Below are 10,985 nucleotides of genomic sequence, written 5' to 3'. Positions count from 1 at the left end.
GGACCCGGCCGGCGCGGTCGCGCGGCACGTCGAGCAGGGCGCCCAGCGGCGAGGCGGCGACACCGGCCGCCCACAGCACGGTGCGTGCCGGCACCCGTTCGCCGGCCAGCACGTAACCGTCGCCGTCGATGGTCTCCACCGCGTGCCCGGTGACCACCTCGACGCCGAGCCTTTCCAGCTTGAGCCGGGCGTTGTCCGACAGCTCCGGCGGGAACGAGGCCAGCACCCGCGGACCGGCCTCGATCAGGCGCACCCGTGCCCGCGCCGGGTCGATGTGGCGGAACTCGTCCTTGAGCGTGTGGCGGGCGATCTCGGCCAGGGTGCCGGCCAGTTCGACCCCGGTCGGGCCGCCGCCGACCACGGCGAAGTCGAGCCAGGCGGCGCGTTCGGCGGGGTCGTCGGCGGCCTCGGCGCGCTCGAACGCCATCAGCACCCGGCGGCGGATGCCGAGCGCGTCGTCGAGCGACTTCAGCCCCGGCGCATGCTCGGCCCAGGCGTCGTTGCCGAAATAGGCGTGGGTCGCGCCACTGGCCAGCAGCAGGTAGTCGTAGCCGATGCGACTGTCGTCGGCACCGTCGTCGCCGGCGAGGGCGACCGTTCGCGCATCGGCATCGATCGCGGTCACCTCGCCCAGGCGCACCTCGACATTGCGCTGGCGGCGCAGGATGTGGCGCAGCGGCGCGGCGATGTCGGGCGCCGACAGGCCGGCGGTCGCCACCTGGTACAGCAGCGGCTGGAACAGGTGATGGTTGCGGCGGTCGATCAGGGTGATGCGCACGCGATCGCGGGCCAGCGCGCGGGTCGCCCACAGGCCGGCGAAGCCGCCGCCGACGATCACGACATGGGGAAGGGCGTTGGCGCTCATGCATGGGCTCCTGTGACGGGCAGCGGTGCCGGGGGCGGCAGGTGCAGGCCGACGCTGTGCGGCGGCCGCCCGAGCAGCGCCGGCAGGCGGTTGCGACGCGGACAATTATCCTGCCGCAGCAGTTCCCAGTGACCATAGGAGAACGGCGTCAGGTGAAGCAGGTCGCAGGCATGGCTGGCCAGCCGCGCCAGCCAGCCCGGCACGCGCAGGCTCGCGGCGGGTGCGTCGGTGTGCAGGCGGCGCATCGCCGCGACGTGCTCGGCCAGGGTGCACGGTCGCAGGCCGCCGAGGTCGTGTTCGCGCGGCATGCCGGGATCGGCCGGTGCGAGCACCAGGTTGGCGATCGCTTCGCCGAGGTCGGCGACGTCGAGCACCGCGATCCGCCCGCAGGCGTCGGCGGGCAGCAGCTGCAGCGGCCAGCGTGCGACCCGGCGGATCCAGCGCGCACCGTAGCCGCCGTCGCCGTCGAGCAGGGACGGGCGCACGATGTGCCAGTCGGCGCCGCTGGCGCGCAGGGCCGCTTCGCCGTCGCGCTTGGACAGCAGGAAGCGGCTGCGTACCGGGCCGTCGAGGCCGAGCGCGGACACGTGGACCAGACGCCGCCCGCGCGCCGCGCAGGCGGCGGCGAGCGCGGCAGGGGCACGGTGATGGACGCGGTCGTAGGTCTCGCGTCCGCGCGGGCGCAGGATGCCGACGCAGTTGATCACCGCGTCGACCCCGGCCAGCAGGGCGGACCAGTCGGCGGCGGCGGTCATCCGTTCCATGCGGACGCGCAGATAGTGGGCGTCGGTGACATCGGCGCGGCGCCGGCGCCGGCCGGGGTGGCGGCTGCCGATGCTGACCGGCACCCCGCGCTCGCGCAGGGCGGCGGCGACATGGCGGCCGATGAAGCCGGCGCCGCCCAGGACCAGTACCCGGCGCGGGCCGGCTGTTTGTGAGCCGACCGTCTCCCCGTCGACCGGGGCTGGCGTTGCGTGGAGGGGCATATCCCTGCTCCTTGTTTCAGTTATTTCTGTCTTGACAGAAATATATGACGAATCTAATCTGCCGCCAAGCCCGTGAACCGCCCGCCGGGCCCTTGCCGGAGCCCGCGATGTCCGAAGCCGTCGAACTGTCCCCGATCGCCCGCCGCTTCGTCCTCCATTGGGGCGAAATGGGCTCGCGCTGGGGGGTCAACCGCACCGTGGCGCAGATCCACGCGCTGCTGTTCCTGTCCGGTCGGCCGATGCATGCCGAGGAGATCACCGCGACCCTGTCGGTCGCCCGCTCCAACGTCAGCACCAGCCTGCGCGAGCTGACCAACTACAACCTGGTGCGCACCGTGCACCAGCTCGGCGACCGCCGCGACCACTTCGAGACCTCCAGGGACGTCTGGGAGCTGTTCCGCACCGTCGTGCGCGAGCGCAAGGCGCGCGAGTTCGACCCGACCGTGGCGATGCTCGGCGACTGCATGGCCGACCCGGAGCTGGCCGCGGAGCCGCCGGAAGTGCGCGCCAGGATCGCCGAGACCCTGGCGCTGATGTCCGCGCTGTCGGCCTGGGGCGAGGAGATGCTGCGGCTGGAACCGGCGACGCTGATGAAGGTGATGAAGCTCGGCAGCCGGATCCAGAAGCTGCTGCGCGAGGGCTGAGCCGGGCGCGGCGGTTCCCGGCGGACCGCGTCGGGGCGGCCGGAAGCGGCTACCCAGAGTGGCCGATCGCGGTCACTGGCTTGACATGATCAGAGAATAATTTTCATATCAGGACAACAATTCTCCGTTTGGGGGTATTATGTCCTTGCACCGTGTCCTGGTCGTCGCGATCGCCGCGGCGCTCCCGCTGATGGCCGCGCAGGCGCAGGAGTCGTCCACCGCAGAGGCGGCGGCCACCGACCTGGACGGGGTGGTGGTGACCGCCAACCGGGTCGAGCAGCCGCTGGTGGAAACGCCGATGGCGGTCACCGCGCTGGACGCGCGGACCCTGGACCGCCTGCGCATCGAGCGCTTCGACGACTATCTGACCCAGGTACCGGGGATGTCCTCGATCAGCCCGCGTCCGGGCAACGCCCAGCTGACCCTGCGCGGGGTCGGCGTGGGCCTGCAGGGCAACAGCACGGTCAGTCTGTACGTCGACGACAGTCCGTTCGGCAGCAGCAGCATCTTCGCCCGCGCCGGCAATCTCACCGCCGACTTCGACCCCTACGACATGGCCCGGATCGAGGTGCTGCGCGGCCCGCAGGGCACCCTGTACGGCGCCAACAGCCTCGGCGGCCTGCTCAAGTTCGTGACCACGCCGCCGGCGCTGGGCACGTTCGAATCGCAGGCCCAGGGCCAGTACGGCACGGTGTCCGGCGGTGGCGACGGCTGGAGCCTGCGCGGCCTGGTCAACGTGCCGATCGGCGAGACCGCGGCGCTGCGCGCCAACGTGTTCAAGCGCCGCGACCCAGGCTACATCGACGATGTCGGTCTCGGCCGCAAGGACATCAATGGCAGCGATGTCGCCGGCGGCCGTGCCTCGCTGTTGTGGCAACCGGCGGACGCGCTGCGGGTGCGCCTGACCAGCATGGCGCAGGACCTGGACAGCCTGGGCGCGCCGGTGGTCGAGCTGGTCGACGCCGCGCCCGGTGCCGGCCAGCCGGGCGTGCGTCCGGACCTGCGCCCGGCCTATGGCGGCCTGACCCAGCGGCGCTGGCTGGACGAGAACTTCGACGTGCGGATGCGCCAGCACAACCTCAGCGTGCAGTACGACTTCGATCGCGTCAGCCTGCTTTCCTCCAGCAGCTACGGCACCCAGCACAACCGCTTCCGCAGCGACGCCACCGTGCAGTGGCGTGGCCTGCTCGGCGGCGCGCTGGGAACGCCGTTCGAGGGCTTCGCCTATGCCGAGGAGTTCGGCATGGAGCAGAAGAAGTTCACCCAGGAGGTGCGTGCCTGGACCACCGACGAACGCACGCTCGGCTGGCAGGCCGGTCTGTATTACAGCAACGAGGAAACCGGCAACCGTCAGAAGCTCGCGGCCTACGATGCGGCCGAGCGGACGCCGGCCGACCTCGTCGGACTGATCGGCGACGAGCTGTTCGTCGCGACCCTGCCGGCGAGCTACGACGAGATCGCCGCCTACGGCACGCTGACCTGGCGGATCTCGCCGCGCTTCGACGTGGCCGTGGGCGCACGCTACAGCCGCAACGAACAGGAGTTCACCCAGGACACCCGCGGCGCGCTGCTGTCGGGGGTGTCGGGCAAGGGGTCCGAAGATGCGACCTGGACCTATCTGGTCAATCCGCGCTGGCGGGTGCGCGACGGGTTGATGTTCTACGGCCGCTTCGCCACCGGCTACCGGCCCGGCGGCCCCAACTTCGTGCCGCCGCCGGAGCTGGCCGGGGTGATCCCGCCGGCGTTCGAGCCGGACAAGCTGACCAGCTACGAGCTGGGCATGAAGGGCGAATGGCTGGACCGCCGCGTCGGCCTGGAACTGGCCGCCTACTACGTGGACTGGTCGGACGTGCAACTGAGCGTGTCCTTCGATGGCTTCGGCTTCCAGGGCAACGGCGGCCGCTCGCGCAGCCAGGGCCTGGAGGCGGCGTTGAACCTGCGTCCGTTCGACGGCCTGAATCTGGGCCTGACCGCGTCCTACACCGACGCCCACCTCACCGACGAGGTGCTGGGGCCCGACGGGCAGCCGGTCGCGCGCTTCGCCAAGGGCGATCGTCTGCCCTACGTGCCCCGGGTTGGCGCCGCCCTGAACGCCGATTACGAAGGCGAGCTGACCGGTACGCTGGGCTGGTTCGTCGGTGCGAGTTTCCGTCATGTCGGCGAGCGGGCGACCGACTTCACCGGCAATGGCGCCGGCCAGACCCTGTCCGGCTACAACCAGATGGATCTGCGCGCCGGCCTCGACAGCAGTCGCTGGAACCTGAGCCTGTGGGTGAAGAACGCGGCCAACGCCGACGACCTGGTCACCCTGGGCGTCAACGGCGCGCTGGAGGACGGCCGCACCCTGTACGGCGGCTCGGTGCTGCAGCCGCGTACCGTCGGTATCACCTTCACCGGCTACTTCCATTGAGCGCGGCCGCGATGCCGCGCGCCGGCACCGCGCGCCTGTCGCTGCACATGGCGATCGAGCCGCTGCCGTTGAAGACGCCGTTCCGCATCAGCGGCCACGCGTTCACGGCGATGCCGGCGCTGGATGTCGTGCTCGACGCCGGCGGCCATCGCGGTCGCGGCGAGGCCGCCGGCGTGTACTACCTCGACGACACCCCGCAGGCCATGTGGCGCACGCTGGAACATCACCGCGAGGCGCTGGAGTCGGGCCTCGACCGCGATGCGCTGCAGGCCCTGTTGCCGGCGGGCGGTGCCCGCAATGCGGTCGACTGCGCGCTGTGGGAACTGCAGGCGCTGCGTGCCGGCACCACGGTGGCGGCGCTGGCGGGTGTCGCCCCGCTGCGGCCCCTGATGACCACCTTCACCATCGGCGCCGACGATCCGGCCACGGTGGCGTGGCGGGCGCGCGACTGGGCCGACGCGCGCGCGCTCAAGCTCAAGCTCGACGGGGAGGCCGACGCGGACATCGAGCGCATCCGTGCGTTGCGCGCGGCGCGGCCGGAGGTATGGTTCGGCGTCGACGCCAACCAGGGCTATGCCCCGGCCACGATCGAACCATTGCTCCGGGCGCTGTCCGATGCCGGCGCGAGCCTGCTCGAGCAGCCGTTCGCGCGCGGTCGCGAAGCCGATCTGGACGGCATCGACGTCGCGATCGACATCGCCGCCGACGAGAGCATCCAGGACCTGGCCGAACTGGAGGCGCGGGCGCGGCACTTCGACGTGGTCAACATCAAGCTCGACAAGTGCGGGGGGCTGACCGAGGCATTGGCGATGGAGCGCCGCGCGCGTCAGCTGGGCTTGAAGGTGATGGTCGGCAACATGCTCGGCAGCAGCCTGGCGGCGGCGCCGGCATTCGTGCTCGGGCAGCGCTGCGACCTGGTCGATCTGGACGGCCCGACCTTCATCGCCCGCGACCGCGTACCGGGCGTCCGCTACGCCGACGGCGAGATCGATTGTCCGCATCGGGTCTGGGGAGGCATGCCATGCGCGTGAACACATTGGATATCGGCCGTCGGCGGCTGCTACAGGCGGCCGGCGCTTCGGCCGCGCTGATGGCACTGCCGGCGACCGCGACGCCGACCGCGGGCAAGGCATCCGCGACGGCGTTGTCGGGCTACTCCAGGCGTGCCCGCGCGATCGTCGAGCGCGCCCTGGTCATCGACATGCTGGCGCCGCTGCGCATCGACCTGCGCGAGGATGCCTACGCCGAGCCGCTGAGCGCCGGGGAGATCGCCGACTTCCGCCGCAGCGGCATCACCGCGATGCACCACAGCTGGGGCATCGAGGGGCCGGACGCGCACAGCCAGGTGTTGGCGCACATGGCCGGCTGGTACGGCCTGATCGCGCACCACGCCGATCTGTTCGTGCTGGTGCGCGGCGTCGCCGACCTGGAGCGGGCCAAGGCCGACGGCAAGGTGGCGGTGATCTTCGGCGTGCAGAACGCCGACCACTTCCGCGGCGTCGACGACGTGAAACTGTTCCACGGCATGGGCCAGCGTTGCGCGCAGCTGACCTACAACAGCCAGAACCTGATCGCCTCCGGCAGCACCGACCGGATCGACGGCGGAGTCAGCGACTTCGGCGCGGAGATCATCACCGGGATGGAGAGCACCGGCATGCTGGTGGACGTGTCGCATTGCGGCCCGCGCACCACCCTGGACGCGATCGAGATCGCGCGCGGACCGATCGCGATCACCCATTCCAACTGCCAGGCCCTGCTCGATCATCCGCGCCTGAAGAGCGACGAGGCGATCCGCCGACTGGCGGCGAAGGGCGGGGTGATGGGGATCACCGGGGTGCGGATGTTCGTGACCGGCGCCGAACCGACCACCATCGAGCACATCGTCGACCACATCGACCACGTCGCCAGGCTGGTCGGGATCGAGCACGTGGGCATCGGCTCGGACGCCGACCTGTACGGCTACGATGCGATGCCGGCCGAGCAACTGGCGCAGCTGAAGGCGGCCTACAAGGCCAGCTACGGGTTCCGCGACCGCATCGACATCGCCGGCTTCGACCATCCGTTGAAGATCTACGACCTGGTCGAGGCACTGATCCGGCGCGGCTACGGCGACGCCGATATCGCGCTCGTGCTGGGCGGCAATTTCCGCCGCCTGCTCGGCCAGGTCTGGCGCTGAACCATGGGCCCCGAATCCGCGATGGACAGGCGCCACTCCGGCACCGAAACCACCCGCAGCGATCTGCTGCGCCTGCCCCGTCCCTATCTGCTGTTCCTCGGCGACGTCGGCGATCCGGCCTATGCCAAGACCGCGTTCGGCGTGCGCGACTGGGCGAGCGCGCACTGCGTGGGCGAATGCCGGTTGGAGGGCGGCCGGGTCAGCCTGGGACTGCCCGAGCTGAGCCCGCGGGAGGCCCGCATGGCCGGCGCGCGCGCGCTGCTGATCGGGGTGGCGAATGTCGGCGGCGTGATTCCACCGGCGTGGATGCCGATGCTGCTGGATGCGCTGGCCAACGGCCTGGACCTGGTCTCCGGCCTGCACACCCGGCTGGGATCGATTCCGGCCCTGCGCGAGGCCGCCGAACGGCATGGCCGACGCCTGGTCGACGTGCGCGAACCGCCACCGGCGATCGCACCGGCAAACGGACGTCGGCGCAGCGGCATGCGCCTGCTGACGGTCGGCACCGATTGCGCGCTGGGCAAGAAATACACCGCGCTGGCACTGACCGAAGCGTTGCGCCTGCGCGGCGTGGACGTGGATTTCCGCGCCACCGGCCAGACCGGGATCCTGATCGCGGGGCGCGGCATTGCAATGGATGCGGTGGTCGCGGACTTCGCCGCCGGCGCCGCCGAACGGCTCAGTCCGGACGCGGCCGAAGACCATTGGGACGTGATCGAAGGGCAGGGCTCGTTGTTCCATCCCGCCTATGCCGGGGTGTCGCTGGCCCTGCTGCACGGCAGCCAGCCGGACGTCGTCGTGGTCTGCCACGACCCGGGGCGCAGCCACATGCTGGGCTATCCGGACTATCCGATGCCGTCGCTGGAGGACGCGATCGGCCTGAATCTGCAACTGGGGCGGCGGACCCGCCCGGCGATCCGCTGCGCCGGCGTCTGCCTGAACACCTCGGCGATGGATCCCGCGTCGGCGGATGCCCTGATCGAGCGTGAAGGCCGGCGACTGGGCCTGCCGGTGGCCGACCCGGTCCGCGGCGGCGCCTGCTTCGAACGGCTCGTCGACGCCTGCCTGGATGCCGGCGCGGCGGGCAGGGCCGGCTGATGTCCTCGCGCGCCACCGGGGCTTCGTGGTTCCAGCGCTTCCTGCTGCCGGGGCTGGCATTCAAGGCGGTGGTGATCGGCGGCGGCTACGCGACCGGGCGCGAGCTGGCGGAATTCTTTCTCGCCGGCGGCCCCTGGGCCGGCATCGTCGCGATGCTGTTGGCGATGCTGGTGTGGAGCCTGGTCTGCGCGGCCACCTTCGCCTTTGCCCGCGCGACGCATGCCTACGACTACCGCGGTTTCTTCACCGCGCTGCTGGGCCGCGGATGGTGGATGTTCGAGCTCGTCTACCTGCTGTTGCTGGTGCTGATCCTGGCGGTGATGGGCGCGGCCGCCGGCGAGCTGGGGCGCGCCGTGTTCGGCTGGCCAGGCCTGGTCGGAAGCGGCGGCTTCGTGCTCCTGGTGGCGACGGTGGCCGCGACCGGCAACGCCGGCGTGGAGCGTCTGTTCAAGTGGGCCGCGCCACTGTTGTATGGCACCTATCTGCTGTTCCTGCTGCTGTCCTTGTCGAGCTTCGGCGACCGCATCGTGGCGCGCTTCTCGGCCTCGCCGGCGACGCTCGGCGAGGTCGCGGCCGGATTGCCGGGCGGCCTGGGCTACGCCGGCTACAACCTGGTCGCGGCGGTGGTGGTCCTGCCGATGGTCCGCCATCTGCGCGGACGCCGCGACGCGCTGATCGCCGGCGCGATCGCCGGACCGCTGGCGATGCTGCCGGCGCTGCTGTTCTTCATCTGCATGGTCGCCTGGACCCCGGCCGTCGCCGATGTCGCGCTGCCATCGGATTACCTGCTGCAGCGCCTGGACCGGCCGCTGTTCCGGCAACTGTTCCAGGCGATGGTGTTCGTCGCCCTGCTGGAGACCGGCATCGGCGTGGTCCACGCGCTCAACGAGCGGGTGGCGGCCAGTTGGCGCGCGCACCGCGGCGAACGTTTCCCGGTCGGCGTCCGCATGGCGGTGGCCGCCGCGCTCCTGCTGGCGTCGATCTTCCTGGCCGGCCGCTTCGGACTGGTTGCGCTGATCGCCAGCGGCTATCGCGGGCTGTCCTGGGCCCTGCTGGCGGTGTACGTGTTGCCGCTGCTGATCCTGGGGCCATGGCGGCTGCGCCGACGGCGCGCCGGTGCGCGAGCCATCCGGTACGGCGCATGAGTGCCGTGGCCGCTGCCGGCGATGCCATTCACGTTCAAGAAACGCGCATGAAAGCGAGAGGATGACCATGTTCAAGCTGAGACCACTGCTGCTGGCCGGACTGATGTGCTGTGCCGGGGTCGCGTCGGGACAAGAGGCGCCGGCGCGGATGGAGATGCCCACGACGACCGGGACCGGCGAGAGCCCGGCGGCGCCGGAACCGTCGCAACGGCTCGATGCGGCCGAACTGGAGGCCTATGTCGACGGTGTGGTCGAGGCCTACATGAAGCGGCTCGGCATCGCCGGCGTCACCGTCGCGGTGGTCGACGCGCAGGGGCCGCTGCTGCTGCGTGGCTACGGCATCGCCACGCAGAAGGCGGTGCCGGGACGGGTCAGGGCCGACGCCACCCTGTTCCGGATCGGCTCGATATCGAAGACCTTCACCTACCTGGAGGCCCTGAAGCTGATCGATGCGGGCCGGCTCGACCTCGACGCGCCGGTCAACGACTACCTGCCCGAGGACCTCGCGCTCGCCGACGATGGCTACCCGCCGGTGCGGATCCGCCACCTGCTGACCCACACCGCCGGCTACGAGGATTCGGCGCTCGGCCACCTGTTCGCGCGTTCGCCGCAGGAGGCGCTCAGCCTGCACGACTACGTGCTGCGGCACCGGCCGCGGCGGGTGCGCGAGCCGGGCCGGCATGCGGTGTATTCCAACTACAGTCTGGCCCTGCTCGGTGCGGTACTGGCAAACGTGTCCGGGGTGCCGTTCGAGGCTCTGATGGAGCGCGAGCTGTTCGAGCCGATGGGAATGGACGTGACCACCTTCCGCGAGCCGTTGGGCGAGGATGACGAGCGCACCGCGAGCGCGTGGCTCCGCGACATGTGGTCGGAGGGCTTCAAGCGGACGCAGGGCGGGTTCGAGAAGCAGGGTTTCGAGTACATCGCCCAACTGGCGCCGGCCGGTTCGGCATCCAGCACCTCGGTCGACATGGCGCGCTACATGCGCATGCTGCTGGGGCGCGGCGAGCTGGATGGAAAACGCATCCTGCCGGCGTCCGCGTTCGCGCGCCTGCAGGGCGAGCCGTTGTTCCGCACCGCGCCGCAGACCACCGGTTTCGCCTACGGCTTCTTCCGCAAGCGCTACGGCGACGTGCACAGCCTCGAACACGGCGGCGCGACCCTGTACTTCCACAGCAACATGGTGGTCGTGCCCGAGCTGGGGTTCGGCGTGTTCGTCTCCACCAATACCGATACCGGCGTGCGCCTGGCGGCGGAGCTGCCCGGGCTGTTGCTGGAGCGCTACTTCCCCGCCGTCCGTTCCGATCCGCCGCAGATGCCGGCCGCGGACGAGGGCGAGGCGCTGGCGCCGTACCTGGGCGCCTACCTGGGCGAGCGCCGCAACTACACCCGCTCGGAGAAACTGCTGTTGTCGACGGTGGTCGAGGTGGGCGCGACCGCCGGCGGCCATCTGACCCTCAGCGCGGGCGGCGAGACTTCGCGCTGGGCGCGGTTATCCGACGATGTCTTCGCTTCCGTGGAAGGGCCGGGGCGACTGGTGTTCCTGCGCGACGGCGCGGGCCGGGTGAGCGGCTTCGTCTCGCCGGGCGGGCACGACGTGTTCGATCGTGCCGGCGCGTTCGAGGTGCCCGGCCGGCTGTACGCGCTGCTGGCGCTGGCCG

The 10,985-nt window shown here is 71.1% G+C and carries 9 protein-coding genes; 7 read left to right on the top strand and 2 right to left on the bottom strand.

Translation table 11 applies throughout. From position 1 onward, the window contains the following. Both FKV24_RS17460 and FKV24_RS17455 read right to left on the bottom strand, forming a co-directional pair. Positions 1-865, bottom strand: an 865-nt coding sequence (locus FKV24_RS17460; protein WP_141483292.1) for an NAD(P)/FAD-dependent oxidoreductase, incomplete at its 3' end; no start/stop codon positions are given. Next, positions 862-1,851, bottom strand: coding sequence for an NAD(P)H-binding protein (locus FKV24_RS17455; RefSeq protein WP_141483291.1), 990 nt, complete (start codon positions 1,849-1,851; stop codon positions 862-864). The genes FKV24_RS17460 and FKV24_RS17455, both read right to left, overlap by 4 nt. 107 nt (positions 1,852-1,958) lie before the next feature. Between FKV24_RS17455 and FKV24_RS17450 the strand changes: the two genes are divergently transcribed. The 7 genes from FKV24_RS17450 to FKV24_RS17420 all read left to right on the top strand — a co-directional run. After that, positions 1,959-2,495, top strand: coding sequence for a GbsR/MarR family transcriptional regulator (locus tag FKV24_RS17450; protein WP_141483290.1), 537 nt, complete (start codon positions 1,959-1,961; stop codon positions 2,493-2,495). A gap of 139 nt (positions 2,496-2,634) precedes the next feature. Then, positions 2,635-4,905 (top strand): TonB-dependent receptor, encoded by a 2,271-nt coding sequence (locus FKV24_RS17445; protein WP_141483289.1) that lies wholly within the window; start codon positions 2,635-2,637, stop codon positions 4,903-4,905. Then, on the top strand, positions 4,902-5,936 hold the full coding sequence (locus FKV24_RS17440; protein ID WP_249041080.1) for a dipeptide epimerase: 1,035 nt from the start codon (positions 4,902-4,904) through the stop codon (positions 5,934-5,936). Before FKV24_RS17445 ends, FKV24_RS17440 begins: the two co-directional genes overlap by 4 nt. Continuing rightward, entirely contained in the window at positions 5,927-7,081 is a 1,155-nt protein-coding gene (locus tag FKV24_RS17435) for a dipeptidase (RefSeq protein WP_141483288.1), read from the top strand. Before FKV24_RS17440 ends, FKV24_RS17435 begins: the two co-directional genes overlap by 10 nt. Positions 7,082-7,102: 21 nt before the next feature. Continuing rightward, positions 7,103-8,179, top strand: coding sequence for an N-acetyltransferase DgcN family protein (locus tag FKV24_RS17430; protein ID WP_141483287.1), 1,077 nt, complete (start codon positions 7,103-7,105; stop codon positions 8,177-8,179). Further along, positions 8,179-9,324, top strand: a complete 1,146-nt coding sequence (locus FKV24_RS17425) for a hypothetical protein (protein ID WP_141483286.1) — start codon at positions 8,179-8,181, stop codon at positions 9,322-9,324. The genes FKV24_RS17430 and FKV24_RS17425 overlap by 1 nt, the downstream gene beginning before the upstream one ends. 61 nt (positions 9,325-9,385) lie before the next feature. Continuing rightward, positions 9,386-10,985: serine hydrolase domain-containing protein (locus FKV24_RS17420; protein WP_141483285.1), on the top strand; the 1,600-nt coding region annotated here is incomplete at its 3' end.

Origin of the sequence: Marilutibacter maris (assembly GCF_006546735.2) — a bacterium.
GTDB classification, from domain to species: Bacteria; Pseudomonadota; Gammaproteobacteria; order Xanthomonadales; family Xanthomonadaceae; genus Marilutibacter; species Marilutibacter maris.
The sequence above is the reverse complement of the archived record's forward strand: the minus strand, read 5'-3'. Positions and strand labels throughout refer to the sequence as shown.